The organism is [Enterobacter] lignolyticus SCF1 (genome assembly GCF_000164865.1).
Classification (GTDB): domain Bacteria; phylum Pseudomonadota; class Gammaproteobacteria; order Enterobacterales; family Enterobacteriaceae; genus Enterobacter_B; species Enterobacter_B lignolyticus.
In genome coordinates this window covers 3700505-3721767 of sequence record NC_014618.1, presented here as the reverse complement: position 1 = coordinate 3721767, position 21263 = coordinate 3700505, and the positions used below count along the sequence as shown (strand labels likewise).

Here is a 21263-nt window from a genome sequence, read left to right as displayed (position 1 = left end):
GATGATGACGGTTTTTCTGGCGACGTTTGCCATTTTTGTGCTGACGATCCTCGGCATGTCGCTGGGCTATCTGCTTAAGCGTAAAAGTATTCAGGGAAGCTGCGGGGGGATCTCCTCCCTGGGGCTTGAGAAAGTGTGCGACTGTCCTGAACCGTGCGACGCGCGTAAAAAGCGCATGGCGCGCGAGGCGAACCGTATTCTCTGAATAACCGCGCCCTCTTTCGGGGGCGCGTATCCCACTTCTCATTTCCTGGTATTATTCTGTATACTTATCCAGTGGTTGGTGAGGGCTAAGTATGCGCAAAATTATCCATGTCGATATGGACTGCTTTTTTGCCGCCGTTGAAATGCGGGATAATCCTGCGCTGCGCGATATTCCCATCGCCATCGGCGGCAGCCGCGTACAGCGCGGCGTGATCAGCACCGCCAACTATCCGGCGCGTAAGTTTGGCGTGCGCAGCGCGATGCCCACGGCCATGGCGCTGAAGCTTTGCCCGCACCTGACGCTGCTGCCGGGGCGTTTTGACGCCTACAAAGATGCCTCGGTGCATATTCGTGAAATCTTTTCCCGCTATACCTCGCTTATCGAACCGCTGTCGCTGGATGAGGCCTATCTTGACGTCACCGACAGCCCCCATTGCCAGGGTTCCGCCACGCGGATGGCGCAGGAAATTCGCCAGACGATTTTCGATGAGCTGCAGCTGACGGCCTCGGCAGGGGTTGCGCCGGTGAAGTTTCTGGCGAAAATCGCCTCCGATCTCAACAAGCCCAATGGACAGTACGTCATCACGCCCGATGAGGTTCCCGCCTTTCTTACAACGCTGCCGCTGGCGAAAATTCCCGGGGTGGGCAAAGTCTCCGCGGCGAAGCTGGAAAGCATGGGGTTGCGTACCTGCGGCGATGTGCAGCAAAGCGATCTCGCGCTGCTGCTTAAGCGCTTTGGCAAGTTTGGCCGGGTGCTGTGGGAGCGCAGCAACGGCGTTGATGAGCGCGGTGTTAACAACACGCGTCTGCGTAAATCGGTCGGCGTTGAGCGTACCCTGGCGGAAGATATCCACGACTGGTCCGACTGCGAAGCCATTATTGAGCGCCTGTACCCGGAGCTTGAGCGGCGGCTGGCGAAGGTGAAACCCGATCTACGCATCGCGCGGCAGGGGGTGAAGCTCAAATTTAACGACTTTCAGCTCACCACTCAGGAACACATCTGGCCGACGCTGAACAAAGATGACCTCATCGCCACGGCGTACAACACCTGGCAGGAGCGGCGAGGGGGAAGGGGAGTCAGGCTGGTGGGGCTGCACGTGACGCTGCTCGATCCGCAGCTTGAGCGCCAGCTGGTGCTGGGGCTGTAAAATACAGCGCCCCGGCAATCGCGGGGCGCTGTGCTTAAAACGACACTCTTATTTCGTCGGAATGGCTTTCAGCAGTTCGGTCAGAAGCGTCCAGTACTGGCCCACGCTTTCGATATGTACCTGCTCGTCCGGAGAGTGCGGACCGGTGATGGTTGGCCCAATCGATACCATGTCCATATCCGGGTACGGTTTTTTGAACAGACCGCATTCCAGACCGGCGTGGATAATCTGAATGTTCGGCATCTTGTTGAACAGACGCTGATAGGTTTCACGCACCAGGTGCATTACCGGCGAGTTGGCATCCGGCTGCCAGCCCGGGTAGCCGCCCTTCGGCTCGGTTTTCGCGCCCGCCATCTGGCCCAGCGATTCCAGCATGCTCACGACGTAGTCTTTACCGCTGTCGATAAGCGAACGAATCAGGCAGATGATTTCCACGTTATCGTCATGCATGGTCACCACGCCGACGTTGAGCGAGGTTTCAACCACCCCTTTCGCCACGTCAGAGTTGCGGATAACGCCGTTCGGCGTGGCGTTCAGCAGCTGAATAAAGCCGTCGCGGGAAGCGGTGCTGAGCGCGCCTTTGGTCGTCGTAACGGCCTCAAGGATAACGGTCAGGTTCTTCTCTTTAACGGACAGCTCATTTTGCAGAATGGCCAGGTATTTATCCGCCAGCGCTTTCAGTTTTTCAACGTTAGCGGCCGGAACGGCAACGGTCGTGAACGCTTCACGCGGAATCGCGTTGCGCAGGGTGCCGCCGTTGAAATCCACCAGGCGCAGATCCAGCTCCGCCGCATGACCGGCGAGGAAGCGCACCAGCAGCTTGTTGGCGTTGCCGAGGCCCAGGTGGATATCGCCGCCGGAGTGGCCGCCTTTCAGGCCTTTCAGCGTCAGCTTAAAGGTCTGGTAGCCCGCAGGCACCGCTTCACGGGTCAGCGGTAGGGTGGTGATAAAGTCGATACCACCGGCGCAGCCCATGTAGATCTCACCCTCTTCTTCAGAGTCGGTGTTGATCAGAATGTCCGCCTGCAGCCAGTTCGGCTGCAGACCGAATGCGCCGTCCATGCCGGCCTCTTCGGTCATGGTCAGCAGCACTTCCAGCGGACCGTGCTGCACGCTGTCGTCGGCCAGCACCGCCAGGGCGGAGGCCATACCGATGCCGTTGTCCGCGCCGAGGGTGGTGCCGCGCGCTTTAACCCACTCGCCGTCGATGTACGGCTGAATCGGATCTTTGGTGAAGTCGTGAACGGTGTCGTTGTTTTTCTGCGGCACCATGTCGAGATGCGCCTGCAGCACGACCGGTTTACGGTTTTCCATACCGGCGGAGGCCGGTTTGCGGATCAGAATGTTGCCCACCCGATCGCGTTCTGCGTGGAGCCCTTTTTCCTTCGCCCAGCCCATAATGTGCTCAGCGAGCTGTTCTTCATGGTAGGACGGGTGCGGAATGGAACAAATTTTGGCAAAAAAATCCCACAGCGGCTGTGGGGATAGCTGAGACAGTTCAGACACAATAAGTCTCCTTAGGGCTTACTGCAAAAGTCGCTTGCAGGTAACGGGTTAGCAATGACAATCAGGCGCTGCGCCTGACTTGCGAGACGTGGTTGAGGATACCACTTTCTGTCTTCTCTGGTAGCACGAACCGCGTAAAAACTCCCGGCAAGGCCGCTAAACACTGGTTTTTAGTGCGCCAGATCTCTATAATCTCGCGCAACCTGGAATCACCCCGAACATTTTTTAAGCCGTTTTAGACTGGCTGGGACACTATCACATGAGCGAAAAATACGTTGTCACCTGGGACATGTTGCAAATTCACGCCCGCAAACTGGCAAGCCGTCTGCTGCCGGTTGAACAGTGGAAAGGCATCATTGCCGTAAGCCGCGGGGGGCTGGTTCCTGGCGCTCTGCTGGCGCGTGAATTGGGCATCCGTCACGTTGATACCGTGTGCATCTCCAGCTATGACCATGACAACCAGCGCGAGCTGAAAGTAATCAAACGCGCGGAAGGCGATGGCGAAGGCTTTATCGTGATTGACGATCTGGTCGATACCGGCGGCACTGCGGTGGCGATCCGCGAAATGTATCCAAAAGCCCATTTCGTCACCATTTTCGCAAAACCGGCGGGTCGTCCGCTGGTTGATGACTACGTGGTTGATATCCCGCAGGATACCTGGATTGAGCAGCCGTGGGATATGGGCGTCGTGTTCGTTCCGCCGATTTCCGGCCGCTAATCCCGCGCATTCCTGCAAAAAATGTCTTCTCAACGCCCGGTTTACCGGGCGTTGTTTTTTTTCGGCACAGGCGCGGTACAATAGACTCTATGTCGTATCTATGGAGTCTGTGCGATGTCTGAGCCCAATCTTAGCGAAACGCTGTTTAAACCCCGTTTCAAACACCCGGAAACCTCAACGCTGGTGCGCCGCTTTAACCAGGGAAACGCCTCGTCGGTGCAGTCGGCGCTGGACGGTAAAAACGTTCCGCACTGGTACCGGATGATTAACCGGCTGATGTGGATCTGGCGCGGAGTCTCGCCGCAGGAGATCCTCGACGTTCAGGCGCGTATTGTGATGAGCCAGGCCGAGCGCACGGACGCAGAGCTGTATGACACCGTGGTCGGCTACCGCGGCGGCAACTGGATCTACGAATGGGCCAAACAGGCGATGCTCTGGCAGCAAAAAGCGGGGCAGGAGACTGACGATGCGCTCAGCGGCCGCCACTGGCTGCACGCCTCTAATCTGTACAGCATTGCCGCCTACCCGCACCTGAAGGGCGATGAGCTGGCGGAGCAGGCTCAGGCGCTGGCCAATCGTGCCTATGAGGAAGCCGCGCAGCGTTTGCCGGTTTCCATGCGCGAACTGGAGTTCACTATCCCTGGCGGCCCGTCGATAACCGGTTTTCTGCATATGCCGCCCGGCGAGGCGCCGTTTCCGACGGTGCTGATGTGCGGCGGGCTTGATTCGCTGCAGAGCGATTATTTCAACCTGTATGAAAATTACTTCGCGCCGCGCGGCATTGCGATGCTGACGCTGGACATGCCCTCTATCGGCTTCTCTTCGAAATGGAAGCTGACGCAAGACTCCAGCTTCCTGCATCAGCACGTGCTGAAGGCGCTGGCGAACATTCCGTGGGTTGATCATACCCGAGTGGCGGCGTTTGGCTTCCGCTTTGGCGCCAACGTCGCCGTGCGGCTGGCCTACCTGGAGCCCCAGCGCCTCAGAGCCGTGGCCTGCATCGGCCCGGTGGTGCACAGCCTGCTGAGCGACCCGCAGCGTCAGGCCAGCGTCCCCGAGATGTATCTTGACGTGCTGGCCTCGAGCCTCGGCATGCACGATGCTTCAGACGATGCGCTGCGCGTTGAGCTCAACCGCTACTCTCTTAAAACGCAGGGGTTATTGGGGCGCCGCTGCCCGACGCCTATGCTTTCCGCATTCTGGCAAAACGATCCCTTTAGTCCGCCTGAGGAGTCGCAGTTAATTACCTCATCCTCTGCCGATGGTAAATTGCTGCCGGTGGCGTTTAACCCGGTATATCGTAATTTTGATAAGGCTTTGAAAGAAATTGCTGGGTGGATCAATCATCGTTTTAGTTAATATATTGCTAAATTTTATTGATTTGGTAAAACAGTTGCATCACTAAAGGAGATCGCAATGACGTTACCGAGTGGACACCCGAAGAGTAAACTGACCAAGAAATTAGCGGCCCTTGGCCCCTACATTCGTGAGGAGCAGTGCGAGGATAACCGCTTTTTTTTCGACTGCCTGGCTGTGTGCGTCAATGTTAAACCCGCCCCTGAGAAGCGCGAGTTCTGGGGCTGGTGGCTGGAGATGGAAGCGGAAGAGAAACGTTTCACCTACAGCTATCAGTTTGGTTTATATGACAAAGATGGCGTATGGCAGGCTATGGTCATCAAAGACGCCGAAGTGAAAGATCGCCTTGAACAAACGCTGCGGGACTTTCATGAAAGGGTTCGCGATCTGCTGAAAACGTTCGATCTGGCTCTGGAGCCAGCGGATGATTTTAAAGGCCAGCCGGTAAAACGTTCCGCCTGAAAATAACCCCCTGAATAGCATTGTTATTCCAGGGGGTTATTATTTTGCCGCGATTGAAAATAAAAAGCCCTTCGGCGTAAACGGAAGGGCTCTTATTTTATGAGGTCTTAGAACTGGTAAACCAGACCCAGCGCGACAACGTCATCGGTATTCAGACCGAGTTTGTTTTTGTCATTCAGCTGGTTAATTTTGTAATCCACAAACGCCGACATGTTTTTGTTGAAGTAATAGGTCGCTGCGACGTCGATATATTTCACCAGATCCGCATCGCCTACGCCTTCGATATCCTTGCCTTTAGACTGGATGTAGCCGATGGACGGACGCAGACCGAAATCGAACTGGTACTGCGCAACGATTTCCATCGCCTGGTTTTTGTTGGCAAAGCCGCTGACTTTGGTATTTACGCCGTTGATTGACGCAGTACCGGAAATCGGGGTCATGTTGCGGGTTTCCGCGTAGATAGCCGCCAGGTAGATTTTATTCGCATCGTATTTGAAGCCGGTGGTCCAGGCTTCCGCGTCCGTACCCTTGCCCCAGCTGCTTTCCTGCTGAGTCAGGGTGCGGTTGGAGTTAGAGTAGGCTGCGCCCCAGGTGAAGCCGGAGTCGCCGAAGTCATAGCTCAGAGAGGTACCGAAACCGTCGCCGTTGGCTTTGCTTGCCGCGCGGCCATCGTTTTCGTTCTTGCCCTGATACTGCAGCGCAAATTTCAGACCATCAACCAGACCAAAGAAGTTGTTGTTACGATAGGTTGCCAGGCCGTTAGCGCGGCCGGTCATGAAGTTGTCGGTTTTAACGAAGGAGTCGTCGCCGAATTCCGGGATCATATCGGTGTATGCCGCGACGTTGTACAGCACGCCGTAGTTACGGCCGTAGTCGAATGAGCCGTAATCGCCCGCTTTCAGACCGGCAAACGCCAGACGGGTTTTCGCCGTATTCGGGTCGCCTTCTACTTTGTTGGCGGCAACCTGGTATTCCCACTGACCGAAGCCGGTCAGCAGATCGTTAATTTGTGTCTGGCCTTTGAAGCCCAGACGAATATAGGACTGATCGCCATCAACAGAGGCGTTGTCGCTGAAGTAGTGTTCAGCTTTTACGCGGCCGTACAGATCCAGCTTATTGCCGTCTTTGTTATATACTTCAGCTGCCTGCGCCGCAGAAGCCGCCATAACGCCCATTACCACTAATGCCAGTGTGCTCTTTTTCATTTTTAACCCTGAGTATTTATACGCGCTATAAAATCGGGAACTCATCCCATGAAAAAAACAGGAAGGTTTTTAACCCGCAGGAATGAAACTTTTATGACAAAGTGAGAATATTTTTAAAAAGTTGTGTTTTAGTGTTTCTGTAATAAAAAAGTCATCTTCCGCCGCTACGCTTCCTGATCCCGCGCAACAAAGTGCTTTGCAGCCTCCAGAGGGAGTTGGCAAGCGCGCCTACTCCTGTTAAAACGTCTGTTCGATATCATTTCTTCTTTTTTTAATGGCAGAGAATCATGAGTGACAGCCAAACGCTGGTGGTCAAGCTGGGTACCAGTGTTTTAACCGGGGGATCGCGTCGTCTGAATCGCGCCCATATCGTTGAATTAGTGCGCCAGTGCGCGCAGCTGCACGCTGCCGGGCACCGTATTGTGATAGTCACCTCCGGGGCGATCGCCGCCGGGCGGGAGCACCTTGGCTATCCTGAGCTGCCCGCCACCATCGCATCCAAGCAGCTGCTGGCCGCCGTCGGGCAGAGCCGCCTGATTCAACTGTGGGAGCAGCTGTTCTCCATTTACGGCATTCATGTAGGGCAGATGCTGCTGACCCGCGCGGATATGGAAGATCGCGAGCGTTTCCTCAACGCGCGCGATACGCTGCGCGCGCTGCTGGATAACCGCATCGTACCGGTTATCAATGAAAACGACGCGGTGGCGACCGCTGAGATTAAGGTCGGTGATAACGACAATCTGTCCGCGCTGGCGGCGATCCTCGCAGGCGCAGATAAGCTGTTGCTGCTGACCGACCAGCAGGGGCTGTTCACCGCCGACCCGCGCAGCAACCCGGATGCCAAACTGATTGCCGACGTTCACGGCATCGACGATGCGCTGCGGGCGATTGCCGGCGACAGCGTTTCCGGCCTTGGCACCGGCGGTATGGGGACCAAGCTGCAGGCGGCGGATGTGGCCTGCCGCGCGGGTATCGATACCATCATCGCCGCAGGCAGCCGCCCGGGGGTGATTGGCGATGTGATGGAAGGTGTGCCGGTTGGCACCCGTTTCCACGCCCAGGCCTCGCCGCTGGAGAACCGCAAGCGCTGGATTTTCGGCGCGCCGCCGGCGGGTGAAATCACCGTTGATGAGGGCGCCACCGCGGCGATTCTGGAAAAAGGTAGCTCATTGCTTCCAAAAGGCATTAAAAGCGTGACAGGCAACTTCTCCCGTGGTGAAGTCATCCGTATCCGTAATCTTGAAGGTCGCGATATTGCGCATGGCGTCAGCCGTTACAACAGCGACGCGCTGCGCCGCATTGCGGGCCACCATTCGCAGCAAATCGACGCCATTCTTGGCTATGAGTATGGCCCGGTCGCCGTACATCGCGACGATATGATCACCCGTTAAGGAGTTTCCCATGCTGGAACAAATGGGCATTGCCGCCAAAGCGGCGTCTTATCAACTGGCACTGTTATCCAGCCGTGAGAAAAATCAGGTTCTGGAAAAAATTGCCGATTATCTGGAAGCGCAGACCGAAGATATCCTCAGCGCGAACGCGCAGGATCTTGCAGAGGCGCGCGCTAACGGCCTCAGCGAGGCCATGCTGGACCGTCTGGCCCTGACGCCTGCGCGCCTGAAAGGGATCGCCGACGATGTGCGCCAGGTGTGCAACCTTGCCGACCCGGTCGGGCAGGTGATCGACGGCGGCCTGCTGGACAGCGGGCTGCGTATCGAGCGTCGCCGCGTTCCGCTGGGCGTTGTGGGAGTCATTTATGAGGCGCGTCCGAACGTGACCGTCGATGTCGCCTCGCTGTGCCTGAAAACCGGCAATGCGGCGATCCTGCGCGGCGGTAAAGAGACCTGGCGCACCAACGCCGCGACGGTAAAAGTGATTCAGCAGGCGCTGGAGGAGTGCGGTTTACCGGCGGGCGCCGTGCAGGCTATCGAAAGCCCGGACCGCGCGCTGGTCGGAGAAATGCTGCGCATGGATAAGTATATCGACATGCTTATTCCGCGCGGCGGCGCTGGCCTGCACAAGCTGTGCCGCGAACAGTCGACTATACCGGTTATCACCGGCGGTATCGGCGTGTGTCATATCTACGTGGATGATTCCGCCGAGTTTGCGCCGGCGCTGAAGATCATCGTCAATGCGAAAACCCAGCGTCCGAGCACCTGTAATACGGTGGAAACGCTGCTGGTGCATAAAGGCATTGCCGATACCTTCCTGCCTGCCCTGAGCCAGCAGATGGCGGTAAGCGGTGTCACCCTGCACGCCGACGAAAACGCGATTGCGCTACTTAAAGACGGCCCGGCGCAGGTGGTGCCGGTAAAAGCGCAGGAGTATGACGATGAGTTTTTATCGCTGGATCTCAACGTGAAGCTGGTGGATGACCTGGATGGCGCCATCGCGCATATTCGCGCGCACGGCACCCAGCACTCCGATGCCATTCTGACCCGCACGCTGCGTAACGCCAGCCGCTTCATCAACGAGGTGGATTCCTCCGCGGTTTACGTCAACGCCTCCACCCGCTTCACCGACGGCGGCCAGTTTGGCCTTGGCGCGGAAGTGGCCGTGAGCACGCAAAAACTGCACGCCCGCGGCCCGATGGGCCTTGAAGCGCTGACCACCTACAAGTGGATCGGCTTTGGCGACGATACTATTCGTGCCTGATTGACCCGCGAGTGATGCAAAAATAGCCGTTTGATTCTTCAGGGCATTGACGCATCACTCGCATAGTTTTAACCTCTTACCCCGTTAAGTTCCTCTCTAAGCCGATATAGCTCAGTTGGTAGAGCAGCGCATTCGTAATGCGAAGGTCGTAGGTTCGACTCCTATTATCGGCACCATTTCAAACTCTCCCAAGTCTACCGACATCAACTCAAAGCCCGTATGCTGCGGTTTCTGGCCCGTATCTTATCTCCTGTTATCAACTGGACTTGACCGGAATCAAGGGGAGCTGGTTGTGGGCCGTTACACATAGTGATCATTGGCCCGTCAGGTAAACATATTAAGTTAGTCGGGACGGGCAATAAGTCAGCCAGAGTCAAGTCTGTCGTTTAGAACTTGACCTTGGAGGTTAGCCACAGGGTATCGCGATCGCTAAGTAAGCTCATCAGACCTGCATACGAGGAGATCGTCCCGTTTGGTGCCTTCACGAATGGGCCGAAGAAACCGGTGTATTTCAATTCAATCTGAAACCTGGACTGCACCATCGCGCTAAGACCAACAGAATAATTGCCCGTGTGCGCATTGCCACCTAACGGGATGGCAGATTCGCCTTTGAGGCCGACGGCATATGTCAATGGCATTGACAGGTCAATCTCAGGGTACACCTGGTTCCAGGTTGGCGTGACGTTCAGGTTCAAACTGAAGAAATCACGTGTAGACTTATCGATACCGGTGTACGCAGGATTACCACGATATTGCGCATATCCCTCGGTCACCGAGAGTACGTGGTCCCAGGCCAGTTCGGCCACTACCGAAGCGCGATCGAAGAATGGCGTTTTTCCGACTGTATTCACCCCGTTCAACACGGCATGAAAGGTGTTGCCCATCGCCCCACCGGTTTGACCATCCTGCGGCATCGCGCTGATGAAACCCGGCGAGCCTGCTTTAGCTGGCAACACCGTGAGGACTTGCTGGCTATTCAGAGGCATGTTTCGGCGGTAGCTCAAATCCAGACCGGTTTTCACTCCGGCAATGTTTTTGGACAGGCTAAAGCCGTAGATGTCGATATCGCCCGCATAGGTAATGGCGTATTGATTGGTTTTTTGGTTGAACACGACTGTATCCGGCAACTGATCTGCGGTGCGGCGGAAGAACAGCCCCATCGTACCTCCGAGCCAATCTGGGCTCCACTTCACATTCAAACCAAAGTCTCCGATCTTATTTGGCGTCACATCATCGCCATGCGTAGCGAACTTACCGTTGGGCAGATACGCCGTCTCACCACCGTCTAACGCAAGGTCGTACATGCCCATGTACGAACCGGACTCAGGGAAACGTGCGTGCTGCCAGTCAAGGAAATATTCTGCGCCGAACGACCAGGTAGGGGAGACCGCGTAATCAACCGTCACCTGGTTACGTGGGAGGAGTATTTCGGTACGCTCGCTGAGTGGCGAACCAAACATCATTCCGAGATCAATCGGGAACTGGCCGTAGTTGATGCCATGCAGCGGAGCAAACAAGCTATTCCCCCATGATTGCAGGCTTTTACCCACAGTGAGGTTGAGTTTCTGCTGGTCGAACTCGAAAGTACGATAGGCGTAAGCTTCCAGCAACTGGCCCGATGGGCCTTCTGCAAAGCGTTTCGTGTACGGGCTGAGAACGCCGGCAGTCGGCTTACCGTCCACCAACGTGTTCGGAGTCTTATTATTACTCTCTAGATTTCTATAGGCCGGGTCGTACCAGGCCGAGCCGCTGACGCGAAACCCCATCTTCTTTTGGTAATCCAGCTGGAGTTCGCTTAATAGATCAAGGCGCTCGGTAACCATAGCACCCTTGTCGAAGTTCAGATCTCCATCGTTGCTGTTGGGGGTGTGCGTGATAGCCTGATCTTGCTCGCCTATTCGATTACCCAAATTGAGCCTTACGGTGTTGTTCCAGCGGATGTTCAGATCCGGGTTGTCGATATTGAAGTCGAATGCCAGTGCAGACACCGCGAACAGAGCCGTCGCCACAGCGATGGTCAATACAGGCAGATGCTTCTTGAAGTGCAAAGTGTCGTTTTTCTCTTGCATGGCTTCTCTCCTGCCTGATTGTCGCTAATCGCATTTGAAATCCCGCAAAATCGCATTTACCCTGTCCGGATGGCACTCCATTGCGCCGGAGTCACAATAACTGCATCTAATATCGACATGCTCCTCACAAGCCTCCAGTCCCGTATACTCCCGTCACCAGGCCGCCAGCGACATGCCGTACTGGCTGATGAACCAGCGGGTGAACGAACGGCATTGCTGCAAATTTTGCGATGAGATAGACGTATGTGTTATTGAAAGCCTTATCTTTTAAAGACTCTGCTTACCAGGCATCTTGCCCAGGGGATTCAAGCCGAGCCTTCTTGTTCTTGTGGCTGTGTCGCACCGAGGGTTCTGTCATGAAATGGCAGGTGCCGAACCTCATCGGAGCGAGTTTGGTTTGTTCGATAACGAGAGATTCTATCGGAGAATTCAGTAACGCGTGGACGCACTTTTATATGCCACCCAGAGGCATTGGACGCCACCGAGAGGCTCTGGCCCGCGTGGTGCGTGGGATCTGGCGGAGGAAGCGCATGCCGGATGACGCTTGCACTGTCACCAATTGGAAAGTTCTTGACGTTCTATGTGTAGTGACCAGCATTGAGGTATTTTGCTCATAGTGACCGGCGGAAAATACCCCGATTCAGTTCACTACTTCAGGCGTAGTTCGCTTTATCACCGTTTTTTAAACCTTCCACCCAGCGTGGCTTTACGGGATGCGGGGGTCAGCCTGACCCTTCCCGAATACCTCTTTCACGACGGGCGATACATCACAGAACGCAGAAATCCCTCTGACACTCATATCTGATGAGCAAAAAAAAGTATACTCTTTTGAGTGTTCTTGAAGAGCATTACGCTCAATTGACGGGTGCTGTCTCTGATAATGTATGGATAACCTGGTATGCCAAAAGAGAATAACTCCAAGCTGCGGAACTACGACCCTCGCTACATTTATTCGCTTGTCGTTAAACGTTACTTCGCTGAGATGAAGACGAAGATTGAAATCGCCGAGGAGCTTGGCGTCTCGCGCTTCAAAGTGGCGCGCCTTATTGATGAGGCCATTGCCCAGGAGTACGTAAAATTTACCTTCCCTAAGCAGCAGGCTCTGGATGAGGAAATCGCGCAGAATCTCTGCAAGAAATATGGCTTGCAGGATGCGGTCGTGCTTTCTGTTTCTGAAACCTGGTCCTCCCAGGAGCAGCTCAACGTTAAACTGGGGGGGATTGCCGCCACCTACCTGAGCGGGATTCTTAAAGAGGGGATGAAGTTCGGCCTCGCCTGGGGACGCGTACTTTCCAGTACCGTTAGTCAGCTGACGACGCTGCCTGCTCTGGATGTTGTTCAGCTTTCTGGCGTGCATCCGGGAATCGAGTTTAGCCAGGGACCGATCGATTTGATCCATAAAGTTGCGGCGATTTCTCACGGCCGGGCGCACCCGATGTATGTGCCCATGTGGGTTGATGACGAAAGCCTGGCGCAAAAACTTGCCGACGATCAGGCTGTACTGGATACGCAGAAGTTTTATTCCAGTATGGATGTCGTCATTACCGGTATTGGCGCGTGGAAAACCGGTTCCTCCAGCCTGTGCGATATCTTCCCTGACGCATGGCGGGACGCGTTAATGAGCCAGGACATTACGGCTGATGTCTGCGTCACGCTCGTCAATAGCAAAGGCGAGATACTGGATAGCCCGCTGAACCGTCTTGGGTTTGGTATCACCACCGCGCAACTGAGAGCAACGAAAAAGCTCATCGGCGTTGCGGGAGGCGATGAGAAATATGAGGGCATTGTCGCCTCACTCAAATCCGGGCTTCTGAACGTGCTGATCACTGATTTTGATACGGCCATTAAGCTTCTGGACTAATAACCTGCGTTTATTTTATTCCACGCCGCCATTGTTCAATGGCGGCGGACCTGACCCGTTTGCCTTTTTCACTGAACGCTCCCACTCCTCCGCTCATAAGAGCGAACTTGCTTTTCACTGCCTTTAATTCTTGTATATTCCGTGTTTTTATAAAAACACTTAAAAATCAAATTGTTGGTTGATTTTTGAAATGTAAGGGATATTTATAATTGCTCATATGAGAGGTTTTTATTTTGCGCTCATGATGTTTTGTGTGATCAGGATACAATTTTTGAAAGCCCCTCATTTCAGTGCAATCCCGATGTGCCATAATCGCTCATGTGGTTTGTTGTGTTGCTCATATGAGCAATGATGCATTGAGGAGAGACCCGTGAGTGCAATTTCTATCAATGTCGCGGATGGTGCGGCATTTAAAAATTACGATGAAGTGCTGCAGCATATTCACGAGAAACAGTATGCAGACGGGATTGTTAAAGATTCCTACCTGAAAGCGCTTCGCGAGCGAGAAGCGGATTATCCAACCGGGATCCTGCTGGAGGGTTATGCGGTGGCCATTCCCCACTGTGACAGCCAGCATGCAGTGAGCCCGGCCATTTACATCATTCGTTTACCGGAAGATATCGAAGTTAATCAGGCCGATGGGGATGAAAAGCTGTGGGTTCGACTGGTTGTCAACCTGGTGGTTACCCATCCATCTGAACAGCTCAAATTACTGAAGGCGCTGTTCAACCACCTGCAGATGGTCGATTTCTACCACCAAATGCTGGAGCTTCCTGCAGAAGAAGCTAAGGCACTGTTCATTAACACGATAATTAAATAACGATTACCCGGAGTCTTATCATGATTACTATCCTCGTAGCGTGCGGAAGCGGTGTGGCCACCTCCACGCTGGCCGCTGATGAAGTGAAATCGGTTTGTGCTGAATATGGCATTGCTAATGTCAAAATCAATAAGTGCAGCATGTCTGAACTCGCATCAGAGATGCAAAGTGCGGATATCGTGTTAACCACAAACAACTATAAAGGCGATATTGGAAAACCCCACATGAGCGTTGCCGGGTTTATTACCGGTATTAACGAAGCGGCTCTGCGGAAAAAATTGGGTGAGTTATTGACCGAAATAGCGAAGGGCTGAAGTCCAAAAAGGCGGGGGATGGTTAAATGGAAATGTTAAAAAGCATCATGTTTACAATTACAAGCATGGGCGCCACGGCAATATTACCACTTGTAATTTTCCTTTTAGGTTTAGTTTTCCGGATGAAGGTCGGTGCAGCCATTAAGTCTGGTATCACCGTCGGTATCGGCTTTATTGGCCTGGGTCTGGTTGTTGGCTTGCTGAATACTTCGCTTCACCCGGCCATTGAGTATTACTCCAAAATTGGCAGCGGATTCACCGTTGCCGATATTGGATGGCCGGCGGTAGGCGCGGCCGCATGGGTAGCGCCGTTTGCTGCGCTGGTGATCCCAATCGGTATTATTTTGAACCTGATCCTGGTTCGTCTGAAGCTGACCAAAACGCTGAACGTTGATATCTGGAACTACATGCACTTCCTGGTTCCGGGCGCGCTCGCATACTTTGTTTTCGACAGTTTCTTCCTCGGCCTGGGCATCGCTGTGGCCCTGAGCGTTGTCGCCCTGTTCGTTGGCGACCTGATTGCGCCCCGGTGGCAGAAATACTACGGTCTCGAAGGGACAACCTGTACCACCATGATTCATATCGGCTGGACGCTGCCGTTTGCCTGGGCGGTGAACAAAATTATCGATTTCATTCCCGGTTTAAATAAGCTGGATGTGGACCTGGAAAGCGTTCAAAAACGCATGGGCGTGTTTGGCGAGCCCGCAATTATCGGGGTTATTGTCGGCTGCCTGCTGGGGATATTAACCAAACAGGCCATTACAACTATCGTGCCGATGGCGATGGGGGTTGCTGGCGTCATGGTGCTGCTGCCGAAAGTGGTGGGGGTCCTGATGGAAGGGCTTAACCCGATTGGTAAAAGCGCTAAAGAAATTATGCAAAAGCAGATGGGGAAAGATGCTGAGCTGAATATCGGGATGGACTGTGCTCTGGCGCTCGGCGACCCGGCAACAGTGACTGTGACCGTGATTACTATTCCGCTGACCATGCTTTGCGCCCTGATTTTACCGGGTATTCAGATATTCCCCATTGGCGTCTTAATGTCCATCATTTACATGACGACGATGACGGTCATGGCCAGTAACGGCAACGTTATCCGTTCAATTATCTCAACCCTGCTGTTCTGCGTGGTGGTGATGTATTTGGGGGGATATGTCGCGCCTGGAGCGACTCAGTTCCTGAGCGGCGCTGGCGTGGGGTTAAATGGCCAGGGAACTGACTTCGTATTAACCGGCCCATGGGAAATCTTCACATATTGGCTAAGTACGGTACTTCACTAATTAGCGGGCAGGAGGCTAATTAAAATGGCACAAATTCTACCATCAATTTTTGGCGCAAATATATTACGCTTGCAGGAAGAAATTCAATTTCTGGAAGCTGAGAAGACAGAGATCCTTCATGTCGATCTCATGGATGGCACCTATGTTAATAACATTGCATTTGGGCCAAACCAGATTGCGGCAATGAAAAAAGCAAGTTCGATGATCTTTGACGTGCACATGATGCTGGCGAATCCGGAACGGCACGTTGACGATGTTATCAAAACGGGGGCGGAGATGATTTCGGTTCACTACGAATCCACCCCGCATGTGCATTATATTATTCAGAAAATTAAGCAGGCGGGGCGTCAGGCGGGGGTGGTCCTCAACCCGGGCACCCCTGAAAATGTTATTGAATACCTTCTTGACGACATCGATTATATTTTAATTATGACCATTAACCCAGGTCAGCCCGGCCAGACATTTATTGAAAAAAGTCTGGAGAAAATCAGAAATACCAAAAAGATGGTTGCAGGACGCAGCATTAAGATTGAGGTTGACGGTGGCGTTAATACTGACATTGCTAAAAAGGTCAAAGAAGCCGGAGCTGATTTAATTGTCGTCGGCGGTGCATTATTCAATAAGACACCTAAAGAAAGCTATCAGGCATTAAGGGCGGCAATTCAGTAATCAGCTAATAATCAATCATCTTTCGAATTATTAGCGCGTTATGTTAATTCCCGACAAGGGGAGTCAGGCCTCCCCTTGGCCACAAGACGTTGAGGAGTAAATTAAATGAGTAATTTTGATGGTAAAGTGGCGTTAATAACCGGTGGGGCGCATGGTATTGGCAAAGGTATCGCCAGACAATTCGCTGAGCGTGGCGCCCATACCGTAATCGTCGATTACAATGAGGAAAATGGTAAAAAAACGGCCGAAGAGCTTACGTTCGGCAATGTTAAATCATTATTCGTCAAGACCGATGTCTCTGACCCCAAAGCGCTGGAGCAGGTTCGTGAAAAAGTGTTTGAGACGTTTGGCCGTATTGATATTCTGGTATTAAATGCAGGCGTCGCATTTGCTAATAAAGTTAACGATATTACTTTCGACGAGTGGAACAAAACGATTGCGATTAACCTTACCGGGTTATTTAACACGGTTAAAGCGTTCTACAATGATTTCACCACTAACGAGGGTTCTATCGTTTATATCTCTTCTGGTTCTGCGCTCTCTGGCACCGGCGGCGGCGTCAGCTACCCGGCCAGTAAAGCGGGCGGTGAAGGGTTAATTCGCGGTCTGGCAAAAGAGTTAGGGCCTAAAGGCGTCAATGTTAATGCCATTGCGCCGCGGTTGATCGATACCGGCGAAATGATGCGCGTCAACTACCCAACCCAGGCCGATCTTGATGCCGTTCTGGCGAAAATACCGGTGCGCCGCCTGGGCACCATTGACGATGTGGCAAACCTGGCCATCTTTTTGGCGGACAAAGACAACTCCTATATTCAGGGGCAGACCATTCTGATGGATGGCGGCCGTACAATCGCCTGACCGAGGGACCGAAAAATGAGCGTTAAACAAAATACTCTGAATATTCTGAGTGAGCTACAGCGAAATGCACTCAATATTGATGATGTTCAGGCAGGACATTTTATTGAGAGCATTAAAAATGCCAGACACATTTTTTTGCAAGGCGCCGGGCGTAGTGGAATAGCCATTCGTGGTTTCGCCAATCGCTTATTACACCTGGGCTTTTCGGTCAGTATTGTGGGTGACGTCTCCTCCCCCCATACCAAACCGGGAGATCTGGTCATTATTGGGTCCGGTAGCGGAGAAACGGGGAGCCTGGTGAGCCTGGCGCAAAAGGCGGCGGCCTGCGGCGTTGATGTGGCGCTCGTCACTCTGAAAGCAGAGTCAACAATCGGCAAGCTGGCTAAAAGCGTTCTTGTCTTACCCGGTACGGTGAAAGAAGACAACGATCGTCAGGAAGGCGCCTTTTCGCAGCCGATGGGCTCTGCCTTCGAGCAGCTGTGTTTTATTACCTATGACGCCATTGTGCTTGAGCTCATGGCCCAGATTGGCGAAACCAGCGACAGTATGTTTAAAAGGCACGCCGATCTGGAATAGCGCTCGCTGATGTTGCCGGCGGGGGGGATTGCGTCGTCTATCACCTTACCGCTCGCCAAAGCGCGCCATCAGAAAATCGATCAGGCTGCGCAGCTTGGCCGAAGGGCGGCTGTCCTGCTGGTAAATCAGAAACATCGGCGTGGGCTTATATGACCACGCCGGTAATACCCGCACCAGCCGTCCTTGCGCGATGTCGTCCATCAGCACGGATTCCGGCTGCAGCACGATGCCGCAGCCATGCAGCGCGGCCATGCGCAGCGCGCTTCCCTGATTGGACATAAAGCGTCCGCCGATCGGCGCTTTGAACATTTCGCCGTTCGGCCCCATCAGTTCCCAGCGATCCTGATGCGCCCAGTAGGCGATCCCCAGGCAGCTGTGGTCATGCAGCTCGCGGGGATGCTCCGGCGAACCGTGCTGGCGGAGATACGCGGGGGCGGCGGCGAGGATCCGGCGATAGGAGCGCAGCGGTCTGGCGACCACATTGGGCTGGCGGACCTCGCCAATATGGATACCCAGCTCAACGTTGCCGTCCGCCAGGTCAGGCAGTCGGTTGTCGAGGGTCAGCGTAATGTTCACCTCCGGATACTGCGCCATATAGGCGCTGAGCTCCGGCACCAGCACCTGGCTGCCGAAGCTGACGGGCGCCACCATATGCACCAGCCCTTTAGGCGTGGACTGCAGCTCCATCGCGCTGTGTTCGGCCAGCGAAAACTCGGCCAGCACCCGGCGGCAGCGCTCGTAGTAGAGCTGTCCCACCTCGGTCAACTGCTGTCGCCGCGTGGTGCGGTGCAGCAGGCGTGCGCCAAGCCGCTGCTCAATGGTCCTGATGTGCTTGGCCACCATGGTGGTGGAAACGTCGCTGGCGTCGGCGGCGGCGGTAAAGCTGCCGCACTCGACGACCCTGACGAACATCTCCATCCCGGCAAGTTTATCCATGATTAACAACCTGTAGGTTCTAATTCAATTAACCTAACACACATTTATCATCATCCCCGCATCGGCAAAGATACCTCTGCCGGCTCCACTTGCGGAGCTTCAAATAAAAGGGGTTATCTATGCCAGTACTACGTTTAGAGATGCAGCCAGGCCGCACGCCGGAGCAAAAACGCGATTTCGCGCGTGAGGCCACCCGCGTGGCGGTGGAAACATTAAAATGCAAACCGGAAAGCGTCGATGTGGTGATCGTGGAAATCCCCAGGACGCACTGGGCAAAAGCGGGTCTGCTGCCCACGGAATAAGGCGGTCTTTGTCTACTTTTCGGTATCACGACATTGCATTGTGTTGCACTATCAGCGGGCTGCGCAGTCGCCAGCCCGCTGATAAGCGTGCATTTTCTTAAAAAATGGCTGAATCCAGATCCTTAACTAAAGTTAATGCAGAGTTACAAATTGTAACTAAGTGAGTGGTCCATCCCAGGGCCCGGAATCACTAACCATGCATGCGGATCATAATGAAGCTGAAACCCATTGTTAGATAACTGGCAATTGCTGGTTTGCTGTCGACGATCATTCTTCCCGCATATACTGATGTTGCTCCGAAAGACGCCGCTACGGCAACCAAACAGACTAACGACGCGCTCTATAGCCAGCTGCCATTCTCCGATAACACCGATTTCGCCAATGCCCATAAAGGGTTTATTGCGTCGCTGCCGCAGGAGGTCATTAAAGGCGAGCAGGGCAATGTTATCTGGAATCCGCAGCAGTACGCCTTTATCAAAGAAGGCGAAAAATCGCCGGACAGCGTCAACACCAGCCTCTGGCGCCAGTCGCAGCTGATCAACATCAGCGGGCTCTTTGAAGTCACCGACGGCGTGTACCAGATCCGCAACCTTGACCTCTCGAACATGACGATCATCGAAGGTAAGGACGGGGTCACGGTCGTTGACCCGCTGGTTTCGGCGGAAACCGCGAAAGTCGGCATGGATCTCTATTTTAAAAATCGCGGCAAGAAACCGGTGGTAGCGGTGATTTATACCCACAGCCACGTCGATCACTACGGCGGGGTGCGCGGCGTGGTGGATGAGGCCGATGTGAAATCCGGCAAGGTGAAAATCTACGCGCCATCGGGCTTTATGGAAGCGGCGGTCGCTGAAAACATCATGGCGGGTAATGTGATGAGCCGTCGCGCCAGCTACATGTACGGCAACCAGCTGAAGCCGGATGCCAAAGGCCAGGTAGGCGCCGGGCTTGGCACCACCACCTCCGCCGGGACCGTGACCCTGATTGCGCCGACCAACATCATCGAGAAGGACGGCCAGAAGGAGGTCATCGACGGACTGACCTACGACTTTATGCTGGCGCCGGGCTCGGAAGCGCCGTCGGAAATGCTGTGGTATATCGAAGAGAAGAAGCTTATCGAAGCGGCGGAGGATGTCACGCATACGCTGCACAACACCTATTCGCTGCGCGGCGCGAAGATCCGCGAGCCGCTGCCGTGGTCGAAATACATTAACGAAGCGATTGTCCGCTGGGGCGACAAAGCGGAGATCATCATGGCGCAGCACCACTGGCCGACGTGGGGCAACGATAACGTCGTCAGCCTGCTGAAGAGCCAGCGCGACCTGTATCGCTATATCAACGATCAGACCCTGCGTATGGCGAACGAAGGGTTAACCCGCGACGAAATCGCCGCTCACTTTACGCTGCCTGACAGCCTGGCGAAAACCTGGGCTAACCGCGGCTACTACGGCTCCGTCAGCCATGACGTCAAAGCCACCTACGTGCTGTACCTCGGCTGGTTTGACGGCAACCCGGCAACGCGGGATGAACTGCCGCCGGAAGAGGCGGCGAAGAAATTCGTCGACTATATGGGCGGCGCGGACGCCATCCTCAAGAAGGCGAAAACCGACTTCGATCAGGGCAACTACCGCTGGGTGGCGCAGGTGGTCAGCAAAGTGGTCTTTGCCGATCCGAACAACAAGGATGCCCGCGAACTGGAGGCCGATGCGCTGGAGCAGCTTGGCTATCAGGCGGAATCCGGCCCGTGGCGTAACTTCTACCTGACCGGCGCCCAGGAGCTGCGTAACGGCGTGGTGAAGGGGCCGACGCCGAACACCGCAAGCCCGGATACCGTACGGGCGATGACCCCGGAAATGTTCTTCGACTACCTCGCGGTGCATATCAATGGCGAGAAAGCGGGGAATGCCAAAGCGGTGTTTAATATCGACCTCGGCAGCGACGGCGGGAAGTACAAGCTGGAGCTGGAAAACGGCGTGCTGAACCACACCGCCGACGCGCAGGCGAGCAATGCCGATGAGACCATCGCGCTTAGCCGCGACGCCCTGAATAAGATCATCCTGAAAGAGGAAACCCTCAAGCAGGCTCAGGATAAGGGTGAGGTGAAAATTACCGGCGACGGCGCAAAACTCGACGAAATGCTGGGCTACATGGATAAGTTTGAGTTCTGGTTTAATATCGTTACGCCGTAATATTGCATCCCCGCGGCGGCCGCTGCGGGGCTTTTCCCGTTGCATGAGCAGGTATTAATCCGCTTCCCACGTATTTGATTGCGGCCGGTATCATCTCGTTTCCCCCAAATGTATTAAAGGTAATCCCGGTAAAGC

At 54.3% G+C, this 21263-nt stretch carries 20 protein-coding genes and 1 tRNA gene; 17 read left to right on the top strand and 4 right to left on the bottom strand.

Annotation, left to right across the window (positions count from 1 at the left end; translation table 11 throughout):
* Position 1: 1 nt before the first annotated feature.
* Positions 2 to 205 carry a (Na+)-NQR maturation NqrM gene (gene nqrM / locus ENTCL_RS17375; RefSeq protein ID WP_013367454.1) on the top strand — a complete coding sequence of 68 codons (204 nt, stop codon included), beginning with the start codon at positions 2 to 4 and terminating at the stop codon, positions 203 to 205.
* A gap of 91 nt (positions 206 to 296) precedes the next feature.
* Positions 297 to 1352 (top strand): DNA polymerase IV, encoded by a 1056-nt coding sequence (gene dinB / locus ENTCL_RS17370; protein WP_013367453.1) that lies wholly within the window; start codon positions 297 to 299, stop codon positions 1350 to 1352.
* Between the two features lie 48 nt (positions 1353 to 1400).
* Here dinB and pepD read toward each other — a convergent pair whose 3' ends face one another.
* Positions 1401 to 2858, bottom strand: coding sequence for a cytosol nonspecific dipeptidase (gene pepD / locus ENTCL_RS17365; protein ID WP_013367452.1), 1458 nt, complete (start codon positions 2856 to 2858; stop codon positions 1401 to 1403).
* 259 nt (positions 2859 to 3117) lie between these two features.
* On the opposite strand from pepD, the gene gpt reads away from it, so the two are divergent.
* The 3 genes from gpt (at position 3118) to crl (ending at position 5394) form a co-directional block, all read left to right on the top strand.
* The gene (gene gpt / locus ENTCL_RS17360; RefSeq protein ID WP_013367451.1) at positions 3118 to 3576 is read left to right on the top strand and encodes a xanthine phosphoribosyltransferase; all 459 of its coding nucleotides are present in this window, start codon (positions 3118 to 3120) and stop codon (positions 3574 to 3576) included.
* Between the two features lie 114 nt (positions 3577 to 3690).
* A complete protein-coding gene (frsA, locus tag ENTCL_RS17355) occupies positions 3691 to 4935 on the top strand; it encodes an esterase FrsA (RefSeq protein ID WP_013367450.1) in 1245 nt (414 codons plus the stop codon).
* Between the two features lie 57 nt (positions 4936 to 4992).
* Positions 4993 to 5394: a sigma factor-binding protein Crl gene (crl, locus tag ENTCL_RS17350; RefSeq protein ID WP_013367449.1), complete on the top strand. Its 402-nt coding sequence runs from the start codon at positions 4993 to 4995 to the stop codon at positions 5392 to 5394.
* A gap of 107 nt (positions 5395 to 5501) precedes the next feature.
* Here crl and ompC read toward each other — a convergent pair whose 3' ends face one another.
* Positions 5502 to 6599, bottom strand: coding sequence for a porin OmpC (ompC, locus tag ENTCL_RS17345; protein WP_013367448.1), 1098 nt, complete (start codon positions 6597 to 6599; stop codon positions 5502 to 5504).
* Positions 6600 to 6886: 287 nt separating this feature from the next.
* On the opposite strand from ompC, the gene proB reads away from it, so the two are divergent.
* The 3 genes from proB to ENTCL_RS17330 all read left to right on the top strand — a co-directional run bounded on the left by proB (position 6887) and on the right by ENTCL_RS17330 (position 9430).
* On the top strand, positions 6887 to 7990 hold the full coding sequence (gene proB, locus ENTCL_RS17340; RefSeq protein ID WP_013367447.1) for a glutamate 5-kinase: 1104 nt from the start codon (positions 6887 to 6889) through the stop codon (positions 7988 to 7990).
* A gap of 10 nt (positions 7991 to 8000) precedes the next feature.
* Positions 8001 to 9254 (top strand): glutamate-5-semialdehyde dehydrogenase, encoded by a 1254-nt coding sequence (gene proA, locus ENTCL_RS17335; protein ID WP_013367446.1) that lies wholly within the window; start codon positions 8001 to 8003, stop codon positions 9252 to 9254.
* A gap of 100 nt (positions 9255 to 9354) precedes the next feature.
* Positions 9355 to 9430: transfer RNA gene (locus tag ENTCL_RS17330), tRNA-Thr, on the top strand.
* A gap of 210 nt (positions 9431 to 9640) precedes the next feature.
* Here the strand turns inward: ENTCL_RS17330 and ENTCL_RS17325 are convergent.
* Positions 9641 to 11323, bottom strand: a complete 1683-nt coding sequence (locus ENTCL_RS17325; protein ID WP_013367445.1) for a DUF1302 domain-containing protein — start codon at positions 11321 to 11323, stop codon at positions 9641 to 9643.
* 898 nt (positions 11324 to 12221) lie between these two features.
* Between ENTCL_RS17325 and ENTCL_RS17320 the strand changes: the two genes are divergently transcribed.
* The 7 genes from ENTCL_RS17320 to hxlB all read left to right on the top strand — a co-directional run bounded on the left by ENTCL_RS17320 (position 12222) and on the right by hxlB (position 17701).
* Positions 12222 to 13184, top strand: a complete 963-nt coding sequence (locus ENTCL_RS17320; RefSeq protein ID WP_013367444.1) for a sugar-binding transcriptional regulator — start codon at positions 12222 to 12224, stop codon at positions 13182 to 13184.
* Between the two features lie 370 nt (positions 13185 to 13554).
* Positions 13555 to 14004, top strand: a complete 450-nt coding sequence (gatA, locus tag ENTCL_RS17315) for a PTS galactitol transporter subunit IIA (RefSeq protein WP_013367443.1) — start codon at positions 13555 to 13557, stop codon at positions 14002 to 14004.
* 20 nt (positions 14005 to 14024) lie between these two features.
* Positions 14025 to 14318, top strand: a complete 294-nt coding sequence (locus ENTCL_RS17310; RefSeq protein WP_013367442.1) for a PTS sugar transporter subunit IIB — start codon at positions 14025 to 14027, stop codon at positions 14316 to 14318.
* A gap of 26 nt (positions 14319 to 14344) precedes the next feature.
* Positions 14345 to 15598, top strand: a complete 1254-nt coding sequence (locus ENTCL_RS17305) for a PTS transporter subunit IIC (RefSeq protein WP_013367441.1) — start codon at positions 14345 to 14347, stop codon at positions 15596 to 15598.
* 24 nt (positions 15599 to 15622) lie between these two features.
* Positions 15623 to 16267 carry a ribulose-phosphate 3-epimerase gene (rpe, locus tag ENTCL_RS17300; protein ID WP_013367440.1) on the top strand — a complete coding sequence of 215 codons (645 nt, stop codon included), beginning with the start codon at positions 15623 to 15625 and terminating at the stop codon, positions 16265 to 16267.
* Positions 16268 to 16372: 105 nt separating this feature from the next.
* Positions 16373 to 17125: an SDR family NAD(P)-dependent oxidoreductase gene (locus ENTCL_RS17295; RefSeq protein WP_013367439.1), complete on the top strand. Its 753-nt coding sequence runs from the start codon at positions 16373 to 16375 to the stop codon at positions 17123 to 17125.
* 15 nt (positions 17126 to 17140) lie between these two features.
* Positions 17141 to 17701 carry a 6-phospho-3-hexuloisomerase gene (hxlB, locus tag ENTCL_RS17290; protein ID WP_013367438.1) on the top strand — a complete coding sequence of 187 codons (561 nt, stop codon included), beginning with the start codon at positions 17141 to 17143 and terminating at the stop codon, positions 17699 to 17701.
* Positions 17702 to 17746: 45 nt separating this feature from the next.
* Here hxlB and ENTCL_RS17285 read toward each other — a convergent pair whose 3' ends face one another.
* Positions 17747 to 18637 carry a LysR family transcriptional regulator gene (locus tag ENTCL_RS17285; protein WP_013367437.1) on the bottom strand — a complete coding sequence of 297 codons (891 nt, stop codon included), beginning with the start codon at positions 18635 to 18637 and terminating at the stop codon, positions 17747 to 17749.
* Positions 18638 to 18756: 119 nt separating this feature from the next.
* On the opposite strand from ENTCL_RS17285, the gene ENTCL_RS17280 reads away from it, so the two are divergent.
* A complete protein-coding gene (locus ENTCL_RS17280) occupies positions 18757 to 18939 on the top strand; it encodes a 4-oxalocrotonate tautomerase (protein ID WP_013367436.1) in 183 nt (60 codons plus the stop codon).
* 239 nt (positions 18940 to 19178) lie between these two features.
* Entirely contained in the window at positions 19179 to 21128 is a 1950-nt protein-coding gene (locus tag ENTCL_RS17275; RefSeq protein WP_238981828.1) for an alkyl/aryl-sulfatase, read from the top strand.
* The last annotated feature ends 135 nt before the right edge of the window (positions 21129 to 21263 follow it).